19 protein-coding genes, 1 tRNA gene and 2 rRNA genes (1 of these 22 running past the window's edge) are annotated in these 21,815 nt (G+C 62.4%); 9 read left to right on the plus strand and 13 right to left on the minus strand.

Translation table 11 applies throughout. The features are described from left to right. Position 1 precedes the first annotated feature (1 nt). The 3 genes from AB8717_RS14895 to AB8717_RS14905 are packed head-to-tail and all read right to left on the minus strand — an operon-like array spanning position 2 to position 6,053. A complete protein-coding gene (locus tag AB8717_RS14895; RefSeq protein WP_443748110.1) occupies positions 2 to 1,498 on the minus strand; it encodes a CoA-acylating methylmalonate-semialdehyde dehydrogenase in 1,497 nt (498 codons plus the stop codon). A gap of 12 nt (positions 1,499 to 1,510) precedes the next feature. Continuing rightward, complete coding sequence (locus AB8717_RS14900) at positions 1,511 to 2,599, minus strand: Glu/Leu/Phe/Val family dehydrogenase (protein WP_443748111.1); 1,089 nt, start codon at positions 2,597 to 2,599, stop codon at positions 1,511 to 1,513. Continuing rightward, complete coding sequence (locus AB8717_RS14905; protein ID WP_443748112.1) at positions 2,592 to 6,053, minus strand: indolepyruvate ferredoxin oxidoreductase family protein; 3,462 nt, start codon at positions 6,051 to 6,053, stop codon at positions 2,592 to 2,594. Before AB8717_RS14905 ends, AB8717_RS14900 begins: the two co-directional genes overlap by 8 nt. 160 nt (positions 6,054 to 6,213) lie before the next feature. Between AB8717_RS14905 and AB8717_RS14910 the strand changes: the two genes are divergently transcribed. Beyond that, positions 6,214 to 6,693, plus strand: coding sequence for an Lrp/AsnC family transcriptional regulator (locus AB8717_RS14910; RefSeq protein ID WP_443748113.1), 480 nt, complete (start codon positions 6,214 to 6,216; stop codon positions 6,691 to 6,693). Positions 6,694 to 6,917: 224 nt separating this feature from the next. Here the strand turns inward: AB8717_RS14910 and AB8717_RS14915 are convergent, their stop codons facing one another. Further along, positions 6,918 to 7,679, minus strand: a complete 762-nt coding sequence (locus tag AB8717_RS14915; protein WP_443748114.1) for a pseudouridine synthase — start codon at positions 7,677 to 7,679, stop codon at positions 6,918 to 6,920. 66 nt (positions 7,680 to 7,745) lie between these two features. Here AB8717_RS14915 and AB8717_RS14920 point away from each other — a divergent pair, with 66 nt between their 5' ends. Both AB8717_RS14920 and AB8717_RS14925 read left to right on the plus strand, forming a co-directional pair. After that, on the plus strand, positions 7,746 to 8,378 hold the full coding sequence (locus AB8717_RS14920; RefSeq protein ID WP_443748115.1) for a peptidoglycan DD-metalloendopeptidase family protein: 633 nt from the start codon (positions 7,746 to 7,748) through the stop codon (positions 8,376 to 8,378). Between the two features lie 58 nt (positions 8,379 to 8,436). Beyond that, positions 8,437 to 10,080 (plus strand): PQQ-dependent sugar dehydrogenase, encoded by a 1,644-nt coding sequence (locus AB8717_RS14925; protein ID WP_443748116.1) that lies wholly within the window; start codon positions 8,437 to 8,439, stop codon positions 10,078 to 10,080. Here AB8717_RS14925 and AB8717_RS14930 read toward each other — a convergent pair whose 3' ends face one another. From AB8717_RS14930 to modA, 3 genes are read right to left on the minus strand one after another with little or no spacing between them, the layout of a single operon-like run. Further along, a complete protein-coding gene (locus AB8717_RS14930) occupies positions 10,081 to 10,773 on the minus strand; it encodes an ATP-binding cassette domain-containing protein (RefSeq protein ID WP_443748117.1) in 693 nt (230 codons plus the stop codon). It lies immediately after the preceding gene. Continuing rightward, on the minus strand, positions 10,770 to 11,462 hold the full coding sequence (gene modB / locus AB8717_RS14935; protein ID WP_443748118.1) for a molybdate ABC transporter permease subunit: 693 nt from the start codon (positions 11,460 to 11,462) through the stop codon (positions 10,770 to 10,772). The genes AB8717_RS14930 and modB overlap by 4 nt, the downstream gene beginning before the upstream one ends. Beyond that, positions 11,463 to 12,221 carry a molybdate ABC transporter substrate-binding protein gene (gene modA, locus AB8717_RS14940; protein WP_443748119.1) on the minus strand — a complete coding sequence of 253 codons (759 nt, stop codon included), beginning with the start codon at positions 12,219 to 12,221 and terminating at the stop codon, positions 11,463 to 11,465. 96 nt (positions 12,222 to 12,317) lie between these two features. Here modA and AB8717_RS14945 point away from each other — a divergent pair, with 96 nt between their 5' ends. Then, complete coding sequence (locus AB8717_RS14945) at positions 12,318 to 12,551, plus strand: BolA/IbaG family iron-sulfur metabolism protein (RefSeq protein WP_443748120.1); 234 nt, start codon at positions 12,318 to 12,320, stop codon at positions 12,549 to 12,551. On the opposite strand, the gene AB8717_RS14950 is transcribed toward AB8717_RS14945, so the two are convergent. Continuing rightward, on the minus strand, positions 12,478 to 13,146 hold the full coding sequence (locus tag AB8717_RS14950; RefSeq protein WP_443748121.1) for an alpha-ketoglutarate-dependent dioxygenase AlkB: 669 nt from the start codon (positions 13,144 to 13,146) through the stop codon (positions 12,478 to 12,480). The genes AB8717_RS14945 and AB8717_RS14950 overlap by 74 nt on opposite strands. A gap of 105 nt (positions 13,147 to 13,251) precedes the next feature. Here AB8717_RS14950 and AB8717_RS14955 point away from each other — a divergent pair, with 105 nt between their 5' ends. From AB8717_RS14955 to AB8717_RS14965, 3 genes are read left to right on the plus strand one after another with little or no spacing between them, the layout of a single operon-like run. Then, positions 13,252 to 14,613 (plus strand): anti-phage deoxyguanosine triphosphatase, encoded by a 1,362-nt coding sequence (locus AB8717_RS14955; protein WP_443748122.1) that lies wholly within the window; start codon positions 13,252 to 13,254, stop codon positions 14,611 to 14,613. An 11-nt stretch (positions 14,614 to 14,624) separates the two neighbouring features. Beyond that, positions 14,625 to 15,170, plus strand: a complete 546-nt coding sequence (locus AB8717_RS14960; protein WP_443748123.1) for a glutathione peroxidase — start codon at positions 14,625 to 14,627, stop codon at positions 15,168 to 15,170. Between the two features lie 10 nt (positions 15,171 to 15,180). Beyond that, complete coding sequence (locus AB8717_RS14965) at positions 15,181 to 15,723, plus strand: NADPH-dependent FMN reductase (protein WP_443748124.1); 543 nt, start codon at positions 15,181 to 15,183, stop codon at positions 15,721 to 15,723. Here AB8717_RS14965 and AB8717_RS14970 read toward each other — a convergent pair whose 3' ends face one another. Next, complete coding sequence (locus tag AB8717_RS14970) at positions 15,724 to 16,875, minus strand: D-Ala-D-Ala carboxypeptidase family metallohydrolase (protein WP_443748125.1); 1,152 nt, start codon at positions 16,873 to 16,875, stop codon at positions 15,724 to 15,726. It lies immediately after the preceding gene. A 9-nt stretch (positions 16,876 to 16,884) separates the two neighbouring features. Then, positions 16,885 to 18,438 carry a hypothetical protein gene (locus AB8717_RS14975; RefSeq protein WP_443748126.1) on the minus strand — a complete coding sequence of 518 codons (1,554 nt, stop codon included), beginning with the start codon at positions 18,436 to 18,438 and terminating at the stop codon, positions 16,885 to 16,887. A 334-nt stretch (positions 18,439 to 18,772) separates the two neighbouring features. Here AB8717_RS14975 and AB8717_RS14980 point away from each other — a divergent pair, with 334 nt between their 5' ends. Next, on the plus strand, positions 18,773 to 19,699 hold the full coding sequence (locus AB8717_RS14980; protein WP_443748127.1) for an RNA polymerase sigma factor: 927 nt from the start codon (positions 18,773 to 18,775) through the stop codon (positions 19,697 to 19,699). An 80-nt stretch (positions 19,700 to 19,779) separates the two neighbouring features. Continuing rightward, positions 19,780 to 20,202: a GFA family protein gene (locus AB8717_RS14985; RefSeq protein ID WP_443748128.1), complete on the plus strand. Its 423-nt coding sequence runs from the start codon at positions 19,780 to 19,782 to the stop codon at positions 20,200 to 20,202. Between the two features lie 153 nt (positions 20,203 to 20,355). Here AB8717_RS14985 and AB8717_RS14990 read toward each other — a convergent pair. From AB8717_RS14990 to AB8717_RS15000, 3 genes are all read right to left on the minus strand, one after another. Then, positions 20,356 to 20,432, minus strand: a tRNA-Met gene (locus AB8717_RS14990). Positions 20,433 to 20,580: 148 nt separating this feature from the next. Further along, positions 20,581 to 20,695 (minus strand): 5S ribosomal RNA (gene rrf, locus AB8717_RS14995). 58 nt (positions 20,696 to 20,753) lie between these two features. Then, positions 20,754 to 21,815, minus strand: a 23S ribosomal RNA gene (locus AB8717_RS15000); it runs 1,810 nt beyond the window's last position.

The raw sequence follows: 21,815 nt of genomic DNA on the forward strand, positions 1-21,815 counted from the left end.
GTTATCTCATCGTCGGAATGATAAACGCTTGGTCGCCAATATCACCATCCGGCCAACGCTGGGTGACCGTCTTGACCTTGGTGTAGAAGCGCACGCCGTCTTCGCCGTACTGGTTCATGTCGCCGAAGGCCGAGCGCTTCCAACCGCCGAAGCTGTGATAGGCCACCGGCACGGGGATCGGCACATTGATCCCGACCATGCCGACATTGACCTTGGCGGCGAATTCGCGCGCCGCCAGACCGTTGCGCGTGAAGATCGCGACGCCGTTGCCGTAGGCGTGGTCGGACGGCAGGCTGGCTGCGTCTTCCAGCGTCTCGGCGCGAACAACCTGCAGCACAGGGCCGAAGATTTCGTCCTGATAGGTCTTCATCGACGGTTTTACGCGATCGAATAGGGTTGGGCCGATGAAATAGCCGTCCTCATGGCCTTGCAATTTCAGCCCGCGGCCGTCGAGCAGAAGCTCGGCGCCCTCATCGACGCCCATCTGGATATAGGATTCGACCTTCGCCTTGTGCGCCGCCGACACCACCGGCCCGTAGTGCGCGTCGGCATCGGTCGAAACGCCTACCTTCAAAGAACGAGCCGCGTCGATCATACGTTCGACAAAGGCGTCGGCCGTCTTGGCGCCGACCGGCACCGCTACCGGCAAGGCCATGCAACGCTCACCTGCCGAACCATAGGCCGCACCGACAATGTCCTTCACCACCTGGTCCAGATCGGCGTCAGGCATGATGATGCCGTGGTTCTTGGCGCCGCCCATGGCCTGGACGCGTTTCCCGTAAAGTGCACCCGTTTGATAAACATAGTGCGCGATATCCGACGAGCCGACGAAGCTGACCGCCTTGATATCCGGGTGCTTCAACAGCGCGTCGACGGCCTCGCGGTCGCCGTGGACGACCTGAAGCACGCCTTCCGGCAGGCCGGCTTCCAAGGCCAGTTCGGCCAGGCGCACAGGCACCGACGGGTCCTTTTCCGACGGCTTGAGGATAAAGGCGTTGCCGCAGGCCAGCGCCACCGCAGACATCCACAGCGGGATCATGGCGGGGAAGTTGAACGGCGTAATGCCGGCGACAACGCCGAGCGGCTGGCGCATCGAATAGACGTCGATCCCCGGCCCTGCCCCTTCGGTATAGTCGCCCTTGAGCAGATGCGGGATGCCGCAGGCGAATTCGACGACTTCCAAACCGCGCTGAATATCGCCTTTCGCGTCGGCGACGACCTTGCCGTGCTCGGACGACAGGAGCAGCGCCAGTTCGTCCATATTGGCCTCGATCAGGCCTTTGAAGGCGAACATGACGCGTGCCCGGCGCTGCGGGTTCATCTGCGCCCAGCCGATTTGGGCCTTGACCGCCTGGGCCACGGCCGCATCGACCTCGGCGGTGGACGCAAGGGCGACGCGCGCCTGGACCTTGCCCGTATTAGGATCGTAGACGTTACCGAAGCGGCCGGACGCGCCCGGCACCGCACGGCCGTTCAGGAAGTGATGGATATCGCGCATGTCGGGGCTCCCTTAAATCCGGGAGAGCGTCTTTTCCCCTCCCACGGCGGGCACGTGAGTCCGCGCGGCCGAGAGTTTATCGCGCGCCATGGTATCGGCAACCTCGTTTGTGATCACGTTGTCGCGGGCCGCGCGCTTAAAGATGGCGTCGAGGCGGTCGCCGATGGCGTCGACCCTGGCCGTCACCACCGCCGCGTCGTTATCACCCGACAGTTCGCCCTGCACCATGATGATGCCGCCGGCATTGATGACGTAGTCGGGAGCATACAGGATACCGCGTTCGGCCAACAGGCGGCCGGAGTCCACGGTGGCCAGCTGATTGTTGGCCGCGCCCGCCACGATACCCGCGCGGATATAACGCGCGGCATATTCGGTGATGGTGGCGCCCAAGGCGCAAGGCGCGACGATATCGACGGGCTGTGTCAGGATATCGTCGACCGAGACGCCGACGGCGCCGAAGCGCTGTTGCGCCTCGGACACCCGCGCCGGGTTGATGTCGGCCACAACCAGGTTGGCACCCAGGTTGAACAGCTCCTCGCAAAGATACATGCCGACATGGCCCAATCCCTGGACGGCGACGCTGAGGCCGGCCAGTTCGCGACGGTTGAGCTTTGCCCTTACCGCCGCTTCGATACCGACCCGCACGCCGCGCGCCGTATAGGGTGACGGGTCTCCACCCGACTTGCCCGCGCCGGCGCTTAAGCCACCGACGTGTTTCGTGGTCGTGGCGACGATTTCCATATCGGCCACCGATACGCCGACGTCCTCGGCGGTGATGTATTGTCCGTTCAGCCCGTCGACCGCACGGCCGAACGCCTTCATGACGGCTTCGCGCTTTTCCGCCAGCACCGGCCCCAGGATCACCGCCTTGCCGCCACCCATGGGCAGGTTGGCCATGGCGTTCTTGTAGGACATCCCGCGCGACAGCCTGAGCGCATCCGAAAGCGCCGCGCCGGGCGTCTCATAGGTCCACAAGCGGCAGCCGCCGGCGGCCGCGCCCAGCGCCGTCGAATGAACGGCGATGATGGCTTTCAGGCCGCTTTCGGCGTCCTCCACCATCATTACTTTTTCGTGGCCGTCGTAGTCGGGATGGTCAAACATGCACTTTATCCTTTGGAGTCTTCACCGGCTCTTGTTGGCCGGCCGTGGCATTATCGGGAGAAATCGGGGCGTCGAACTGCGCCAGCAGTTCGGTACGGTGGGCATCGACCTTGGCAAGGTTCCCGGCCTTGACATGGCCGAAGCCGCGGATGTCTTCGGGCAGGCGTGCCAAAGCGACAGCAATATCGCGCTTGTCGGCGGTCAGTTCGGCGGAAAGACGGGCGATCAGCTCGAAATAGTCGGCCACCAGTTTGCGCTCGGTACGGCGCTCATCGCTGTAGCCGAAGACGTCGAAGGCCGTGCCGCGCAGGGTCTTGAAACGTTGCAGGACGTTGAAGAGCTTGAAGACCCAAGGGCCGAACTTGCGCTTCTTCGGGTTGCCCTGCGCGTCCTTTTCGCCAAGCAGCGGCGGCGCCAGAAAGACCGAAACCTTGTCGGGATTTTCGAACTGCTCGGCCAGGGCCTGGCGGAATTCCGGGCGCATATAGAGTCGCGCCACCTCGTATTCGTCCTTATAGGCCATCAGCTTGAAGGCGTTGCGCGCCACCGCTTCACCAAACACGCCGTCGGCGCGGCGCGCCAAATCTACCAAGTCGGCATAGCGCCGCGCATAGGCCGCGTTCTGATAGTCGGTCAAGTCGTCGATACGCGCTGCGACAAAGGCGTCGAGATCGAAGGGTGCTTCGACTTTCTCAGGTGCTTGTAAACGGCTGGCGACGAAGGCGCGGCCCAAGGAAAACGCCATCAGGTTGGCCCTGACCTCGGCGCCATTCAGCGTAATGGCGCGCTCGACCGCCGCACACGACAGCGGCACCAGGCCCGACTGCCAGGCAGCGCCCAACATGACCATCAGCGCATAGACGGCATCACCGAGGAAGCGCCGCGCCAGGCCAGCGGCATCGATCAGGCTCAACGTCTCGACCGCGCCCTTGACGCGCCGTGTCATGCTCAGCACGTCGAACACGGTGTGGGTCGAATCGAGGGTGAATTCAGCCGTCGGCGTCAATGTGCTGTTGAGCCACCCCACCGTGCGTTCCTTCGACAGCAAAGGCAGGCTCGACTTGCCGTGCGCGGTCACCATGTCGGCGGCGATCAGGGCGTCGGCTTCGCCCAACGGAATACGGCCGCCGGGCAGCGGATGGCCCTTTTTCGCCAGACGGATATGGGCATCGACCGCGCCGCCGCGCTGGGCCAGACCGATCTGGTCGACGCAGACGACCTCAGCTTCGTCGATATGCGCGGCCATGCCCAGCATGGCGCTAAGGGACGTGACGCCCAGCCCGCCGATGCCGGTCAGCAGGATATTGTACGGCCGCTCGCTCAAAACCGGTGGTGTGATGTCCGGCAGATCGGCGATCAGATGCGTGATGTCGCCGGCCTTGGCCTTCTTCAGCTGCGCGCCGTCAAGCGACACAAAGCTGGGGCAGAAGCCCTTGACGCACGACGTATCGATATTGCACGCCGACTGATCGATCTCGCGCTTGCGACCCAGTTCGGTATCCTTGGGGCCGACGGCGATGCAGTTCGATTTCACCGAACAGTCGCCGCAACCTTCGCAGACGGCGCTGTTGATGAAGATGCGCTCTTTCTTCTGCGGCGCCAGGCCACGCTTACGCCGGCGGCGCAGTTCGGTGGCGCACATCTGGTCGTAGATCAGGACGGTCGTGCCACGGATAGCCTTCAGTTCGGCCTCGGCGACCTCGAGGTCGTCGCGATGATAGAAGCTGACGCGCGGCGGCATGTTCGGGTGCCCGCGCCAGCGGTCGGGATGATCCGACACCAGCACGATATGCTTGACGCCTTCGGCAGCGACCTGCTGTGCCACGGTCACCGGATGCAACACGCCGTCGACGTGCTGGCCGCCCGTCATGGCGACGGCGTCGTTATACAGGATCTTGTAAGTGATGTTGACGTGGGCGGCGACCGCCTGGCGGATGGCCAGCAGACCCGAATGGAAATAGGTGCCGTCGCCCAGATTGGCGAAGATGTGCGCTTCGTCGGTGAACGGCGCCTGGCCGACCCAGGTCACGCCTTCGCCGCCCATATGCGTGCAGATTTCGGAATGCCGGTCGGGCATGAACTGCACCATGTAGTGGCAGCCGATGCCGGCGGTGGCGCGCGAGCCTTCCGGCACCGTCGTGGATGTATTGTGCGGGCAGCCGGCGCAGTAGAAGGGCTTGCGCTGGTGCAAGGTCGTGACGCCGTCACGCGCCGTCGCTCGCGTTTTCGCCTGTTCGACGATGGCCTTGCGGTATTCCGTCCGGGCGAATTCCGGCAGGACTTCGAACAGCGAAATGGCAACGTGCGCCGTGTCGAGGTCCATGGTGTCGCGGATCAGCGGCGCGCCCCAGCGATCGACCTTGCCCAGGACGGGCGGACGGCGACCGTCCGGCAACGTATAGAGCGCGTCCCGAAGCTGAGGCTCGATCAGGGCGCGGCGCTCCTCCACGACCAGGACGGTTTCCAGCCCGTCGGCAAAAGCCTTGGCCGCCACGGGATCGAGCGGCCACACCATGCCGACCTTCCATAGCCGCAAGCCGATATGATGCGCCTCGGTGTCGTCGACCTCGAGCAGACGCAAGGCATCAAGGACATGCAGGTAGCCCTTGCCGCTGGCAGCGACACCCAGACGCGCGCGCGGCGTGTCGATCACTACCGGATCGAAGCCGTTCAGACGGGCAAAGGCCTGCGCCGCCGGGAGGCGATGATGGCGATGGCGGATTTCCTTGGCTTCCGGCGTGTCGTTCAGACGGATGTTCAGGCCGCCTTCGGGCAACTGATAATCGGGAATACGCACGTTATAACGCGCCGGATCTAGGTGCACGGAGGTCGAGGCGTCCATCAGGTCGGCGATCGTCTTGATGCCGATCCAGCAGCCGGAATAGCGCGACATCTGGATTCCTTTGGCGCCGAAATCGATGACCTCGTCGATCGTCGCGGGCGACAGGACCGGCATTTCAGCGTCGGCAAAGGCGAATTCCGACTGGTTGGGCAGGGTCGAGGACTTGCAGCTGTGGTCGTCGCCGGCCAGGGCCAGGACACCGCCCAAGGCCGATGTGCCGGCGAAATTGGCGTGCTTGAAAACGTCGCCCGTGCGATCGACGCCAGGCCCCTTACCGTACCACAGGCCGAAGACGCCGTCCTTGCGGTGGCCCTGGAACAACGGCACGTGCTGCGTGCCCCAGACGGCCGTGGCGCCGAGGTCTTCGTTGATGCCGCGCTGGACCAGGATGTCGTGTTCGTTCAACAGGTCCTTGGCCTGTTCGAGTTGCATGTCGTAGGTGCCGAGCGGGGAGCCACGATAGCCCGAAATAAAGCCCGCCGTATTCAAGCCGGCGGCGCGATCGATCGTCCGGATCAGCATGGGCAGCCGTACCAGGGCCTGGACGCCCGTCATAAAGGCCCGGCCGGTTTCCAGCGCATACTTGTCCGCGAGGGTGACCTCAGACCGCATGGCATGTCCTGTAGGTTATCGTTTTAATTACCGATGAGACTAACTCCGTAGCGCGCGAATGTGCTTCCGAGTTGCGCCGGGTAAGCGCTGGTCATCGGATAGATTTTCTGCAATAATTGGAATGGATAGATAAAAGTTTTGCTGCGGAGCAAAATAAAGAATGCCCAAGGGGAAAAACGCCCAAACCCTGGATGAGATCGACAAGCGAATCCTGCGTTGTCTGCGCGAGGACGCGCACCTGACGACGCAGGAAATCGCCGATCGCGTCGGCCTGTCGCAGACGCCGTGCTGGTCGCGCATCAAGCGGCTGGAAGAGTCGGGCGTCATCGCCGGCTACGTCGCCCTGCTCGATCCGGAAAAGGTCGGTCGGCCCTTGTCGGTTATCATCGAGATCAATCTCGACCAGCACGACGACGAAAAGATCGAGACCTTCTCACGCCACCTGGCGCAGTTGCCGGAGGTCACCGACGCCTATCTCACCACCGGCGAATACGACTACGTGATCATCGCCGCGGTCGAGGACACCGAGGATTATGAGCAGTTCCTGCGCAAACGGCTGCTGAAATTTCCGGGCATCCGTCACGCCCGCTCGACCTTTTGCCTCAGGCGCCTGAAGCGCGACGCGTCGCCGAGTGTATAAGGAAGTGATCCACAGATTACACAGATTGCACAGATTAGATTTTTGCCACGGATGACACGGATGGGCGCTTCACGCCTACACGGATAAGAAAGCGCGAAGCGCATCTTCCTTCCATCGATCCTCGGAGGGCGCCACCGGCTCGGAACATCCGTGTCGTCCGCGGCCAATCTTTACGACCAAACCCCAACCTCGGATTAATCTGTGCAATCTGTGCAATCTGTGGATCACTTCCCCTGCAATATCGCCACGCGTTCTTCCGGCGTCATCAACCGCCACTGACCTTCCGGCAGGTCGCCGATCATGACCGGCCCGATACGGTCGCGATAGAGGTCGATGACGCGCAGTTCGCACATGTCGCACATGCGGCGAATCTGGCGGTTACGGCCTTCTTTCAGCACAAAAGTCAGCGACTGTTCCCCCGTCTGCATCACCTTGGCAGGACGAAGCTGGCGGCCGTCGAGTTCCAGGCCGTGACGCAACCATTTCAGCTTCTCCTCGAAGATCGGCCCGCGCACCACGACGTGATATTCCTTCTCGAGGTCGCTTTCCGGCCCGATGATAGCCTTGGCCAGCACACCGTCCTCCGAAAGGATCAGCAACCCGTGCGAATCCTTGTCGAGGCGACCGATCGGCGCCAGCTTGGAATGGTTGTCGGGATAGACGTCCGCCGGGCCAAAGACGTTGGCGCGGCGGATCATACGTACGGCCGGCGTTTCACCAGGTTCGGGCTGGCCCGACACGATGCCGACCGGCTTGTTATAGACGATGGTCATGCGCGCATCGAGTTGCGCCGCCCCGCCCTGGTGCAACGACAGGGTCTGGCCGGGCTGGATCTTTCGGCCCGCGTCGGTAAAGCGCTCGCCGTCGATCTGCACCAGCCCTTGCTCGATCAGGGCGTCCGCTTCGCGCCGCGAGCAGATACCGCTCTGCGCCATCCACTTGTTGACGCGGACCGGCTCGGTTCCGTCATAAATCCTGTCCGCCATCGGCCGGTCCTTATCCAAAGATCGTGCAAATAGCCAAATTCGCCCAAATACGCTAGGCCTTGGGACATGGACCGTCACGATCTCTATCTCGACTGGCTGAAAACCCGCACCGAGACGCCCGCCGAAATCATGGCGGGGCTCAGAACGGGCTACGAAGAGGTGCGTCTCGATACCGGCGGCATGGAGGCCGTGCCGACCGATCGCCTGGCCGCCGGCGGTTACGATGAAGAGCGCGCCATCTACCAGACGGAGGCCTTCGGCGCCGGCGTGCCTGGGGTTGAAGCGCGCACCATCCATCTCGGCTTCGATATCTTCGCGCCCGCCGATACGCCGGTTTTCGCACCGTTGGACAGCACCGTGCACAGCTTCCAGGACAACGCCGCGCGGCTCGACTACGGCCCGACCATTTTACTTGAACACGTTCTGACGGAAGACCTGACGCTTTGGTCGCTTTACGGCCATCTCAGCCGCGACAGTCTTTCCGGTCTGCGGCACGGCCAGGCTATCGCCGGGGGCAAGGAGATTGCGCGCCTGGGCTCGGACGCCGTCAATGGCGGCTGGCTGCCGCACCTGCATTTTCAGCTGATCCTCGATATCGGCGACGCGCGCGGCGACTTTCCCGGCGTCTTCCGCAAAAGCGAGCGCGAACGCTGGCGTCGGGTCTGCCCCGATCCGCGTGCGTTTCTCCAAATCGCGTGACATTGGTATTACCAGTCTCCTATAATATGCCTACCGGGGCTAATAGAGAGGGAATTCCATGTCCACTGTGCGTATCCTGTTTGCGTCGTTAGCCCTGGCGGCCCTGCCGCTGACGGCCTGTGCCGATGCCGTTTCCGACGGGCAGAAGGTTTTCGGCGCCCAATGCGCTCTTTGTCACGACGCCGGCCCCAACAAGGCCCAGCTCCAGGGACCGCCCCTGTTCGGCGTGGTCGGTCGTAACGTGGGCTCCGTCCCGGGTTTTGCCTATACCGATCCCCTCAAGGCCGCCAATGCCCGCGGCGAAAAGTGGGATGAAGCCCGGCTCGACAAATTCCTGACCGATCCGCAAAGCGTCATGCCCGGCACGGCCATGCCGGTCAGCGTGCCCGAGGCCAGCGATCGCAAGGTTCTTATCGCCTACTTGTCGAGCCTGAACGGAAGCGCTTCCAAGGCAGGGGAAAAATCAACGGGCAGCCCCGTATCGACCGTCGGCGACTGGCGGCAGGACGCACCTGGCGCAAAGCACCGTGTCACCGTTGCCAGCCTGCCTGATCCCTTTGCCACCCCATCGGCATCGAACGGCCCCGGCGTCGTTGACGCCGACAAGGCCGCCCCCAAGGTGCCGGCAGGGTTCAAGGTCTCGGTCTTCGCTGACCACCTCAATCGTCCACGCCAGATCCGCATTGCCCCGACCGGCGACCTTTTCGTCGCCGAAGCCGGCAAGAACCGCGTTGTCGTTTTCCACAACGCCAACGGCAAGCTGAGCACCACACCGGAAAACTTCGTATCTGATATCCAGGATCCGTTCGGCCTCGCCTTCTACCCGGCGGTCAAGCCGCAGTTCGTCTATATCGGCAGCCCGACCACCGTCATCCGCGTGCCCTTTATCGGCGGCGCCAAGGAAACCGTCATCGCCAACCTGGCGCCGGGCGGCGGCCACACCAGCCGCGACCTGATCTTTTCGCCCGACGGCAAGTACCTCTATGCCTCGGTCGGATCGGCCAGCAATGTGGGCGAGAACCTGAGCGACCAGCCTTCGGGCTGGGCGGCCGCCCATACCCTCGGCGAGGCCTGGGGCGCCGAAACCGGCCGCGCCATGGTTCTTCGCTTCGATCCCAATGGCCAGAACCGGCATGTCGTGGCCACCGGCATCCGTAATTGCGTGACCCTGGGCATCGGTTCGGACGGTGCGATCTTCTGCGCGGTCAATGAGCGCGACGGCCTGGGAGAAGACCTGGTGCCCGATTATTTCAGCCATGTCGAGGACGGCCATTATTACGGCTGGCCCTGGTATTATCTCGGCAATCACGCCGATCCGCGCCAGAAGGACAAGCGCCCCGATCTGGCCGGCAAGGCGACCGTGCCCGACCTTTTGATCGCATCGCACTCCGCGCCGCTGGGCTTCACCTTCTACCATGCGCCCAAGGGCGCGGCGCATCCCTTCCCCGCCGCCTATGACGGTAATGCCTTCATTGCCCTGCATGGGTCGTGGAACCGCGCGAAGCGTACGGGCTCGAAAGTCGTGCGCGTCATCATGAAGAACGGCCGTCCGACGGGTGAGTACGAAGACTTCATGACCGGCCTGGTCATCGACGACGGCCGCGTCTCAGGCCGCCCCGTCGGGGTCGCGGTCGGCCCGGACGGTGCGCTCTATGTCAGCGACGACGCTGGCGGCAAGATCTGGAAGATCGAGAAGGAGTAATCAGGCTTTCAGGCCGGCGTTGAGCGCGACCTGAGCCAGCTTGCGGATTTCGGCCTCGCTCAGTCCCTCAAGCGAGGCCGTTTTCGTACCCGGCGTGACGCGGCCGTCGGCCATATGCAGCACGCGGTCAGCGAGGGCAGCGACCTCGGCGGCATCGTGCGTCACGTACAGGATCGGCACCCGTGCGCCGATCTGTTTGATCAGCGGCAGGATATCGGCCTTGGCGGTGCCGTCGAGGCTCGACAAAGGCTCGTCCATCAACAGCAAGACGGGCCTGGCGGCGATTGCCCGCGCAAGGGCCACGCGCTGGCGCTCCCCACCGGATAAGGTCCCGACGCGGCGCGACAGCAATGCCTTAAGACCCGGCAGGTCCGGCACGTCACCGCCGCCGCGCTTGCGACCATAGTCGATATTTTCCGTGACGCTTAAGTGCGCAAACAGGCTGGCTTCCTGGAAGACGTAGCCTGCTCGGCGCTTATGCACGGCCACGAAATGGCGCCCGTCCTGCCATTGAGTGTCGCCGATGCGGACATGGCCGCTCAGGCGTTGCAGCCCCGCAATGGCGCGCAGTAGCGTCGTCTTGCCCGATCCGGACGCCCCCCAGATGGCGGTAATACCCGACGCTGGCACATCGAACGCAGCATCGATCGTGAAACGGCCGGCGGCGCCTTTGAGCGCGATATCGATCGTCATCGCGCGCCCCCTTCCGCCAGACCCAGCCGGCGGTCGACCACCAGCAGGCCAAGCAGGACGACAAAGGCAAAGATCATCAGCCCGCCCGCCAACTGATGCGCACCGGCCCAGTCGAGTTGTTCGACCATCTGGAAGATGCGGATCGACACGACCTCGGTCTTGCCGGGGATGGCGCCGCCGATCATCAATACGACACCGAATTCCCCGACCGTATGCGCGAAGACCAGCAGCGCCGCTGTCAGAAAGCCCTTTCGCGCCAAAGGCAGGGCTACGGTGAAGAAACAGTCGACGGGCCCCGCCCCGAGCGTCGCGGCGACTTCGAGCGGGCGATTGCCCAGGGTTTCGAAGGCATTGCGGATCGGCTGCACCGCAAACGGCAGCGAATACACGACCGAGCCGATGACCAACCCCGCGAATGTAAAATTGAGTGTGCGGATACCCAAAGGATGCAGCCACGCCATCAGCGGGCTTTGCGGTCCCATGACGACCAGCAGGTAAAAACCGAGCACGGTCGGCGGCAGGACGATCGGCAGCGCGACGACTGCCGTCAGGGCGTCCTTTAAGAGGTTACGCCGGCGCGACAGCCACCACGCCAGAGGCGTCGCCAGCACCAGCAGGCACAAGGTCGTCACCGCCGCCAGCGTCACCGTCACCCTGATTGCGGTTATGATGTCGGCACTGCTGTCCATCTAGTCGATCCGGTAGCCATAGGATTTGATTATGGAGACCGCTTCGGGCGACTTCAGATAGTCAAGCCAGGCGCGTGCCGCCGGATCGTTTTCCCCGGCCTTTAACAGGATCGCCTGCTGATCGATCGGCGTATAGTTTTCCTGCGGCACGACCCAGCGTGAGCCCTTACCGTCCTTGATCACCTGAGACAGGGCGACGAAGCCGAGTTCGGCCGACCGCGTGCTGACAAAGGTGTAGGCCGCGGCGATCGAATTGCCCTTCACGATTTTCGGCGTCAGCGTGTCGTAGACTCCCAGCTTTTTCATCGCCTCGACCGCGGCCACCCCATACGGAGCCGCTGCCGGGTCCGCGATCGCGATGTGCCTGAAGGTGTCCCGCGTAAGAACCTTGCCCTTGGTATCGACGAAGTTGCCCATGTCGCTCCACAGGACCAGCGTGCCGTAGGCGTAGACAAAGCGCGTGTTCTGGACGCCGAAGCCGTCGGCCTCGAGTTTGGCAGGCCGTTCGGCATCGGCCGACAGGAAGACTTCGAACGGCGCGCCCTGCTCGATCTGGCTCAGAAAGGCCCCCGACGGGCCGAAGCTCAGGGTCACGGTGTTGCCGGTCTTCTTCTGGAACGCCGTTGCCAGGTCCCTGGCCGCATCGGTGAAGTTGGCGGCGACCGCCACCTGGACGTTGCCGGCCGCAGCCGATCCGGCCGCCACAAATCCCGCCAGAACCAGCGCCCCGAGGGCACCCCATACGGATTTAGCGATCATCCCGTCCTCCCGCTTCCAATTGTCTATGACATGCCCGCCACGGCTTCACAACGGCGGCGAAAGCGACTATTTGCCATTCCGACAAGGAGTTGCCCTATGGCCATAGCCCAGAGTGAATTGCAGGCGCGGATCGAAGCCGCCTTCCCCGGCGCCGACGTCCACATCGACGACCTGGCCGGCGACGGCGACCACTACAAGGCGCGCATCGTCTCCGAAGCCTTCCGCGGCCTGCCGCGCGTCAAGCAGCACCAGCTTGTCAACCGCGCCCTGGCGGACCTGCTGGCGGGCCCCCTCCATGCCCTGGCACTGGAAACGAAGGCGCCGGATTAAGGTATCTGAAGGTCAGCGACAACCGGCGTTTCCTGGGGATCACCAGACCACCCACCTTGTCGTTCAACCGCCCGACAATGCCGTGTGTCCAGTCCTCACGCACTTCGTCACGCATGACGACCAGGCTCAACGGCTGAAGATACTGGCAGCGCGCTGCCCTGCCGGGACGCGCGAATTCCATCATGACGCCCGAAACCAGGCTGATGATCGCCACCGACCTGATGCGTTCGATATCTCGGTCCTTGTGGGCGCCGATCCCTTGTCCCGGCGTATATTCGTTGACCAGGGCCCGGTCCGGTTCACCTTCGAAATAACCATCCGCGTGCAGCCTTTGGGCCAGGGGCTTGAGCCAGTCCGGCATAGGCTCGGAGCGATAACCGTCGTCGCCCAGCGGCGTGTCGTCATAGGTCCAGCCGTACCACTGCCGCCGGCGCTGCAATTCCAGCGACCATGGCCTCTTGTCGATCTCCGCGACCATGGCCGCTTCCTCGTCCGCGCCGATATAGCCGGGACGGTACAGCAGTCCCGGGATCGATTCGAGGTCGAACAACGAGCCGCTCTCTATGATCGGCAGGGCTTTGCGTGCATGGCGCATGTGGTTTCTCCACGACAGCGATTAGAACATATAGTGAACAAAATAATGCCGCCTGACAAGAGGCCGATGGCTTATCCGAGCCGTTAACTTCTTTATAGTGGCGCCATGATTCCAGCCGCCCCCTCCCCGTGGACCGAGCGCCGCAGCGAAAGCAGCACGCCCCGCGCGACCGACGCCCGCGATCCGTTCGACATCGATTATGCGCGCATCATCCATTCCGCCTCGTTCCGCCGCCTGCAGGGCAAGACGCAGATACTCAATCTCGGTGATGGCGATTTCTACCGTACGCGCCTGACGCATTCGCTGGAGGTCGGGCAGATCGCCGGCGGCCTGGTCAAGCATCTGTCGACCTACGCGGCAGACCATCCGGCGGCAGCGCATCTGCCCCCTCTGCCGCTGATCCAGGCCCTGGGTTTCGCCCACGATCTCGGCCACCCGCCGTTCGGTCACGGCGGCGAGGTCGCGCTGAACTACTGCATGCGCGACCACGGCGGCTTCGAAGGCAACGGCCAGACGCTGCGGCTTGTGACGCGGCTGGAGAACTTTTCGCGCGAGCACGGCTCGAACCTGACGCGCCGCACGCTTCTGGGTTTGCTGAAATATCCTGTAGCCTATAGCGCCGTCGCCAATTCCGAATGTTCGCCGCGTCTCGACCCGCGCCCCACGGCACTGAAAATTATCGACCGCCATCGCTCCAAGCCACCGAAATGCTATCTTGATAGCGAGGCCGACGCCGTCGAATGGCTTTTGGCGCCGCTGTCGGCGGCCGACCGTACACGGTTCCAGACGATCGAGCCCAAGGCCGGCAAGCATGGCAAATCGCAGCACAAGTCGCTCGATTGCAGCCTGATGGACATAGCCGACGACATCGCCTATGGCGTCCACGACCTCGAAGACGCCCTGTCGCTGGGCCTGATCCGCGAAGCCGATTTCCGCGAAGTCGTGCCGGAATCCGCCTGCGCTGCCTTCTGCGATTTCCGCCTCAGGCACTATGGCGACAAGGTCGGCAACGATCCCTACAACGACCTGGTCGGCAATCTGTTCGGCCCCGGCCAGCGCCGCAAGATGATCATCAACATCATCGTCAACCATTTGATTTCGGCGATCGCCTTCGTTGAAAATTCCGATTTTACAGAACCGTTGTTGCGGTATCGCGCCATTCTGCCCGATGGCCACGGCGTATTTCTGAAAGCGCTGAAAGATTTCGTCTGGAAAAAGGTCATTCGTTGCGCCCAGGTCCAGCAAATGGAATTCAAGGGCCAGACCATGGTGGTGGCTGTGTTCGAGGTCTTCGCCAGCGATCCGGAAGCCTATCTCCCAACTGACGCATTTCAACGCTATAAGGCAGCGGGTGAAGACACGCGCATCATCTGCGATCATATTGCCGGCATGACCGACGCCCACCTGATGCGGACCTATGAGCGTTTGTTCAGCCCGCGCATGGGCTCCGTGTTCGATAAATTATAAGAGGAAATATCATGGCCGATACGCTGTACGACATTCCGCTCCGCCGCATCGACGGCAACCACGCCACTTTGGCCGACTATCGCGGCGAGGTGCTGCTGATCGTCAACGTTGCGTCGAAATGCGGGCTGACGCCGCAATATACCGGCCTCGAGGCGCTCTACCGCGACAAGCACGGAAAAGGTTTCGAAGTCCTGGGCTTCCCGGCCAACAACTTCATGGGCCAGGAGCCCGGCAGCGAAGCCGAGATCGCGGATTTCTGTTCGCTGACCTACAACGTCACCTTCCCGATGTTCGCCAAGATCAGCGTGGCCGGCGCGGTCAAGCACCCGCTGTACGACCTGCTGACGCGCGAAAAGCCGGATGCGACGGGTGAAGGTCCGATGCGTGAGAACCTGGTCAAGGCCGGCATTCCGCTGACGCCGCCGGGCGAAATCCTATGGAATTTTGAAAAGTTCCTGGTTAGCCGTGAAGGCCATATCGTCGAACGTTTTGCCCCGGATATAAAGGCCGACGATCCGCGTGTGATCGAAGCGGTCGATCGCGAACTGTCTAAGTAGAGAGCTCCCCATGAAAAACATCGTCGTTCTGGTCGGCAGCCTGCGCAAGGACTCGATCAACAAGACATATACCCATGCGCTGGAAAAGCTGGCTACCGGCCAGTTCGCCTTCCACTATGCCGATATGGACCTGCCGCTCTACAATGATGATCTTTGGCAGTCGCCGCCGGCCAAGGTGGTGGCGCTGAAGGAAGCCATCGCCAAGGCCGACGGCATCCTGATCGTGTCTCCGGAATATAACCGCTCGATCCCGGCCGTCACCAAGAACGCCATCGACTGGGCGTCGCGTCCTTACGGTCAGAATGCCTGGAAGGGCAAGGCCGTCGCCATCACAGGCGCTTCGACCGGCAGCCAGGGCACGGCGGTGATGCAGTCGCAACTGCGCAGTTCGCTGGTCATCCTCGGCACGGCGGTGCTTGGCGATCCGGAGGTCTATATCACCTTCAAGCCGGAAATGCTCGACGCCGACGGCGCCTTCGCCAACGAAGGCACTGTCAAGTTCCTCAAGGGCTTCCTCGACAATTTCGACGCCTGGATCGACCGGGTTAAGTAACTAAAGCCCGTTGCGGTAGGTCGTCTTGCCGCTGCCGAAGCTGGCCGTCAGGACCTGGTTGCGCATCTGCGGATCGAACGAGATGTGCACCCAGGTGCCTTCCTGGATCAACTGGTCGAACTTGACGCCCGCCGCGACGATCTTCTGGCAAATCTGTAATGGCGTGCCGTAGCTGCGGCACACGAAATCGACGGCGCGGCCGTTGATATGGGCGCTGTGCGGCGAACCGCCGATCGCGGTGTTGAGTTTGGGGCTGCGATAGCCGCTCAGCACCTGGACAGGCCCTTTCAGCAGATCGCGGACCTGATCCATCTTCGTGGCGGTATCATGCAAGGCCGTCACGACATCCGCCGGCGGCGTATTGTCGATATGCAACCGTACGGCCGTATCCGACTGCGTCAACTCCTCCAGCGTGAAATAGCGGCTGAAAGCTCCGGCCGGAGTCGGAGGGGACAGCGGAGGCGGAGGCGGTGGCGGTGGAGGCGGCAGGGGATTGACGACCTGCGTCACTTCAGGCGCGAAGAGGCTGGACGGCCATAACCCCTTGGCCTCGGTCAGCAGCGCCTTGCGGCCGTCGAGCCCGTTCAGCCCGCCATTGACCAGCCTGGTGACACCATTGATATCGTCGGCATCGGCCCTGGCATTGATATTGGTGGTCTTCCAGAAGGCGGCGGCTGCTTGCGCGGCATAGGTCGGCTGCTCCAGAAGTTCCGGCTTGTCGACCAGCGGCTGACCGATCAGGGTGGCGTAACGCGTATAGTTGGCGCGGCCGGTGATCATCAGGAAGCCGCGGCCGATATATTTGTAGCCGTCGCCCGGCTGGGTATTGCCGAGGTCGGCGCGGTTGCCGTAGACGGCGTTGGCGATCGCTTCCTTGCCTTGCGCCACAAGGGCCTGCGCCTGCTCCAGCGTCTTGACCCGGTTCGGGAAGACCTTGAGCAGGGTTTCGGCCTTGTAGTTCAAGTTCTCGACCAGGGCGCGGAAACCCGCGCTTTCATAGGCCAGCTGCGCCATGAAATGCGCAATGCGCAGCGGCGTGTTGAGGTCCGCCATGCCAAGCACGGCGTCGAGCGCCGGGGCATAATCCTGTGCGCGTTGCGGCAGGATTTTGGGTGAGAGCGCCGTCAGGCGTTCGGGCGTGATGGTGGCCATGATCCCCGCCTACGGATCGCGCGGGCGGCTGTTGGGATCGAGCGTATGCACCAGGTCGCCGCTGGCGGCCGTGTCCGCGCCGACCGAGCTGAAGTTCGGCAGGAAGGCGGTCTTCGTACCGCCCCCCCCACCGCCGTTGCCGTCGGGCGGACCGGCCAGGGCCGCAGCGATGGCGCTGAGCCCCGCCATGTCGCTCGAGCCCTTGTCGCCCGGCTTCATGGTCGAACGCACCATCATCAGCTTGGACAGGATATCGAACCAGAACGGCGCGCCCAGCGTCACGGCGAACGCCGTCATCAGCCAGCCCCCGATCAGCGAAAGCGTGCCGGCGGCATTGAACAAGGCATTGCTGGCCGGGTCCTGGTCGTTGGTCTCATAGGCCTTGACCGTATCCTGCCAGACCTGACCGACATGGCCGAACCAGATCGAAATCCACTCAACCGGATCCTTGGCCTTGATATTCATGCTGCGCAGCTGATTGAGATGTTCGGCCTCGGCGGCGCTGACCTGCGGCGCGGCCGGAAACAGGCGGTGCATGGCGGTAATGGTCTGCGAATTCCAGCCGAGCGGCAGACCCAGCTTTTCCAGCGGGTCGGTCTTGCTGAGAAGCCCCGGAATATCACCGCCGGTGACCAGGGTCGCGGCCGGCGGCGCCTTGTCGAGCTGGTTGGCGGGCGGCGTTACGGCCGATGGCACAGTGGACGTGCTGGTGGTCGTCACCGGCACGGGAATATTCGCCGGAGCCGGAACGCTGGACGCCACCGGAGGCGTAGCGGGCGCGGCATCGACGGACGCCGCCGCGTCCTGCGCGACCGGACGTGTCGTGGTCAGGCTGTCGATCGCCGACGGCTTGCCGTTGTAATAGGCCTCGGCCTGGGCTTCCAGCGTCTTGCGCAGCGACGGGCTGCGGTACAGGCTGTCGGCGATGACGACCGTGTTGACGTTCAGCACCACGCACGCAATCAGGCTGATCCAGAACAGGATGGTCTGGGTCTCGCGCCGGTACCAGCCCGACACGCGGTCCATGGTGGCGTTGAACCAGCTTTCAAGAAACTGGCGCGCCTTGTCGACGTCGCCGCCGGAATTGTTGACGGCGAACTGGATCATCTTCGCCAGGCGGCGATTATCCAGGTTTTCAGCGGCGGCCAGGATGGTGTTGATATCCAGTGTGCCGGAACTTGTCTGCCCGCCGGCTTCCGCCAGCAGGTCCAGCACGACATAGGCGAAATGGCCTGACGGGATATAGGACGGCAACCCCCTGCCCCCCAGCGGCTTGCGCTTGGGTGGAATGGTATAGCGGCCGCGATAGAGCGACATGATCAGCGGGTGATCGTAGAAGCCTTTCAGCATGTCGTAGCCGCCGATGGCGGCCTTGCCCTTGGAACCGCCGACCGGCGGATGGTCGCACAGGAGCTCGATCAAACCGTTTTCGAGATGGCGCGAACGCGCGCGCACAAAGCCTTCGAAGGCTTCACGGCCGATGGTCGCCAGAATGCTCATGAACAGGTAGACGAAGACAAGCCCCGCCGCCACGTCGATCGACTCTGGTAGGAACGAACCCACGTGATACCCCCGAGGGACGCTTCAATCCCAATCGCCTGAACACGGCGGATACTCCAGCGCCCACGCGACCTTAACAAATATTAACCGTAATTCAAGGCGGAGCGGCATTGCCGCCTTATGAAAGCGGCAGGGTGTGGCTTTCGGATAACCGCCTGGAGCGCAATCCGATAAGGTGGCTATCACTTTTCGGATAAATTGCGTGGTCAAACAAAAACTCAGAGCGTGATTGCATCTGCGATGCTCCGATCTCGTGCATCTAAAGTCGACAGTGACACCCCAATGCTCGCAAAACTGCTCATCCGGGCGTATCCTTATGGCGGCCGGCTGCGTATGGATGAACATGAATTCTCACATCGAACTTCCGGCCGACCTTAATTCCGTCGGCCTTTTCACGCCTCGGCAGGCCGCTTTCATAGAAACTCTCCGCGACCTGCGTCCGCAATTGCACCGCTACTGCGCCCGCATGACGGGCTCGGTTCTCGACGGCGAAGACGTGATGCAGGAAGCGGTATTCGAAGCCTACCGTAAACTGGACGTCTACGACGAAAGCCGTGCGCTTATGCCCTGGCTGATGCGAATCGCCCATAATCGCTGCATCGATTTTCTGCGCCGGCGCAAGGTGCGGCAGGATGCCGAGGCCATCGCCGCTGATCCCGGCGTTGTGGCCCCCGTCGAGACCTCCGGCCGCGAGGTCGATCGCGCTGTCGAGCGTCTGATCATTCACCTTCCCCCCAAGGAGCGCGCTTGCGTGCTTCTCAAGGACGTCTTCGACTATTCGCTCGAAGACATTGCGGTCCTGGTCGACTCGACCGTCGGCGGCGTCAAGGCTGCGCTTGGCCGTGGCCGTGCCAAGTTGGAGAGCTTGCCCGTGGCTCCTCCCGCTGGCGCGGTCGTCAACGCAGAAACACTGGAATTGCTCAACCTTTACATTGATCGCTTCAATCGGCGCGATTGGGACGGCGTGCGCGCACTGACCAGCGCAGACGCGCGCCTGCGCGTAACGGACTGCTTCGCGGGGCGGCTGGCCGATTCCCCCTATTTTGTCGAATATGGCCGTCCGATCATTCCGTGGCGCATGGCGCTGGGCGCGGTCGACGGCGAAACCGTTATCATCATTCTGCGCGACGATACTGCCCAAGCCATTCCCTTCTCGGTGATCCGGCTGGAGGTGAGCGGTGGCTGCGTCGTGGGCATTACAGACTATATCAAGTGCGCCTGGGTTCTTGAACCGGCCGCCAGCGTCACAGTCGGCACGGCATAGGCTGCGCGTATCCTTATCCGGTCGGCGGCCGTATTGGACATACATGCGCCACCACGGCCCAGACCAAAGGAAATACCTTCATGCCGATCAAAACCTACTCGGGCCGCTGCCATTGCGGCGCCGTCGCCTTTGAGGCCGACGTCGACCTGTCCCAAGGCACGATAAAATGCAACTGCTCGAGTTGCACCAAGGCGCGATCGTGGCTTGTCTTCACGCCGGGCGATCGGTTCCGGCTTGTATCCGGCGCCGAGTCCCAGGCGAATTACGCCTGGATCCCGCCGGGACGCACGGAATCGAAAGTCGAATTTCACTTCTGCCGGGTCTGCGGCATCCGCACCCCCGGCCGCGGAGACATGGCGACCATGGGCGGCGTCTTCTATGCGGTGCAGGTCGCTCTGCTCGACGACCTCGACCCCGACGAACTGGCGGCCGCCCCCATTCATTATCTCGATGGCCGCAACGACCACTTCGACCGGGCGCCGGCCGATATCCGGCTTCTTTGACGCTGCAAATTGACGGTGCGTGCCGTGGATATTGGCGTATGCCCGCACGCCTTTGCCTGGGTTTGAGCCTACCGTCCTTGTAGATCACCGGATCCATGGCGTTTAAACGCAAACAGCCGCCCTTTATGGGCGGCTGTTTTGTGTTGTGGTCGATGGTTGCGGGGGCCAGATTTGAACTGACGACCTTCAGGTTATGAGCCTGACGAGCTACCGGGCTGCTCCACCCCGCGTCACCAATATGCGGGCCTTGCCCGCTTTGCGGACTGAAGCTTCCGGAGAAACGATAGCCCTTAAACGACAAAGACCGGCTGCGTTTTTGACGCTGTCCGGTCTTGGTACTGATTGTAATGAAGGGCTGTATCACACTGTGCTTGGTAGACCTGGCGACGACCTACTCTCCCGCGCCTTAAGACGAAGTACCATTGGCCCAGGAAGGCTTAACGACCGAGTTCGGAATGGGATCGGGTGGGGACCTTCCGGCATAGCCACCAGGTCAACCAAGCACAGTGTGGAGAAGACATTGTTTTAAAGGGAATGCGTTTTGTAGAGGAACGATCAAGCCGATCGGATTATTAGTACCGGTTAGCTTCACCCCTCGCGGGGCTTCCACATCCGGCCTATCAACGTGGTAGTCTTCCACGATCCTCAGCGAGACCTTGTTTTGAGGTGGGTTTCCCGCTTAGATGCTTTCAGCGGTTATCCCGTCCATACTTAGCTACCCTGCTGCGCGGCTGGCGCCACGACAGGTCCACCAGAGGTATGTCCATCCCGGTCCTCTCGTACTAGGGACAGATCCTCTCAAGTCTCGAACACCCACGGCAGATAGGGACCAAACTGTCTCACGACGTTCTGAACCCAGCTCACGTACCACTTTAAATGGCGAACAGCCATACCCTTGGGACCTGCTCCAGCCCCAGGATGTGATGAGCCGACATCGAGGTGCCAAACTTTGCCGTCGATATGGACTCTTGGGCAAAATCAGCCTGTTATCCCTAGAGTACCTTTTATCCGTTGAGCGATGGCCCGTCCACGAAGGACCACCGGATCACTATGGCCGACTTTCGTCTCTGCTCGACTTGTCAGTCTCGCAGTCAGGCGGGCTTATGCCATTGCACTCGTCGAGCGATTTCCGACCGCTCTGAGCCCACCATCGCGCGCCTCCGTTACACTTTGGGAGGCGACCGCCCCAGTCAAACTACCCACCACGCCATGTCCCGGACCCGGATAGACGGATCTCGGTTAGACGTCAGCAGCAATAAGGGTGGTATTTCAAGGATGGCTCCACCGAGACTGGCGCCCCGGTTTCATAGCCTCCCACCTATCCTACACATGTTGCTGCTAACGCCAAGGCGAAGCTATAGTAAAGGTTCATAGGGTCTTTCCGTCTGACCGCGGGAACCCCGCATCTTCACGGGGAATTCAATTTCGCTGAGCCTATGCTGGAGACAGTGGGGAAGTCGTTACGCCATTCGTGCAGGTCGGAACTTACCCGACAAGGAATTTCGCTACCTTAGGACCGTTATAGTTACGGCCGCCGTTTACCGGGGCTTCAATTCGCAGCTTGCACCACTCCTTTTAACCTTCCGGCACCGGGCAGGCGTCAGACCCTATAC

This window comes from Asticcacaulis solisilvae (genome assembly GCF_052327315.1).
Classification (GTDB): Bacteria; Pseudomonadota; Alphaproteobacteria; order Caulobacterales; family Caulobacteraceae; genus Asticcacaulis; species Asticcacaulis solisilvae_B.

What these genes read in the sequence shown, in the direction of transcription:
- AB8717_RS14955 (WP_443748122.1), top strand. Translation starts at nt 13,252, where the DNA reads ATGATTCCAGCCGCCCCCTCCCCGTGGACCGAGCGCCGCAGCGAAAGC.
- AB8717_RS14900 (WP_443748111.1), bottom strand. Translation starts at nt 2,599, where the DNA reads ATGTTTGACCATCCCGACTACGACGGCCACGAAAAAGTAATGATGGTG.
- AB8717_RS14930 (WP_443748117.1), bottom strand. Translation starts at nt 10,773, where the DNA reads ATGACGATCGATATCGCGCTCAAAGGCGCCGCCGGCCGTTTCACGATC.
- AB8717_RS14910 (WP_443748113.1), top strand. Translation starts at nt 6,214, where the DNA reads ATGCCCAAGGGGAAAAACGCCCAAACCCTGGATGAGATCGACAAGCGA.
- AB8717_RS14985 (WP_443748128.1), top strand. Translation starts at nt 19,780, where the DNA reads ATGCCGATCAAAACCTACTCGGGCCGCTGCCATTGCGGCGCCGTCGCC.
- AB8717_RS14925 (WP_443748116.1), top strand. Translation starts at nt 8,437, where the DNA reads ATGTCCACTGTGCGTATCCTGTTTGCGTCGTTAGCCCTGGCGGCCCTG.
- AB8717_RS14970 (WP_443748125.1), bottom strand. Translation starts at nt 16,875, where the DNA reads ATGGCCACCATCACGCCCGAACGCCTGACGGCGCTCTCACCCAAAATC.
- modB (WP_443748118.1), bottom strand. Translation starts at nt 11,462, where the DNA reads ATGGACAGCAGTGCCGACATCATAACCGCAATCAGGGTGACGGTGACG.
- AB8717_RS14980 (WP_443748127.1), top strand. Translation starts at nt 18,773, where the DNA reads ATGAACATGAATTCTCACATCGAACTTCCGGCCGACCTTAATTCCGTC.
- AB8717_RS14950 (WP_443748121.1), bottom strand. Translation starts at nt 13,146, where the DNA reads ATGCGCCATGCACGCAAAGCCCTGCCGATCATAGAGAGCGGCTCGTTG.
- AB8717_RS14920 (WP_443748115.1), top strand. Translation starts at nt 7,746, where the DNA reads ATGGACCGTCACGATCTCTATCTCGACTGGCTGAAAACCCGCACCGAG.
- AB8717_RS14915 (WP_443748114.1), bottom strand. Translation starts at nt 7,679, where the DNA reads ATGGCGGACAGGATTTATGACGGAACCGAGCCGGTCCGCGTCAACAAG.
- AB8717_RS14960 (WP_443748123.1), top strand. Translation starts at nt 14,625, where the DNA reads ATGGCCGATACGCTGTACGACATTCCGCTCCGCCGCATCGACGGCAAC.
- AB8717_RS14895 (WP_443748110.1), bottom strand. Translation starts at nt 1,498, where the DNA reads ATGCGCGATATCCATCACTTCCTGAACGGCCGTGCGGTGCCGGGCGCG.
- AB8717_RS14905 (WP_443748112.1), bottom strand. Translation starts at nt 6,053, where the DNA reads ATGCGGTCTGAGGTCACCCTCGCGGACAAGTATGCGCTGGAAACCGGC.
- modA (WP_443748119.1), bottom strand. Translation starts at nt 12,221, where the DNA reads ATGATCGCTAAATCCGTATGGGGTGCCCTCGGGGCGCTGGTTCTGGCG.
- AB8717_RS14945 (WP_443748120.1), top strand. Translation starts at nt 12,318, where the DNA reads ATGGCCATAGCCCAGAGTGAATTGCAGGCGCGGATCGAAGCCGCCTTC.
- AB8717_RS14965 (WP_443748124.1), top strand. Translation starts at nt 15,181, where the DNA reads ATGAAAAACATCGTCGTTCTGGTCGGCAGCCTGCGCAAGGACTCGATC.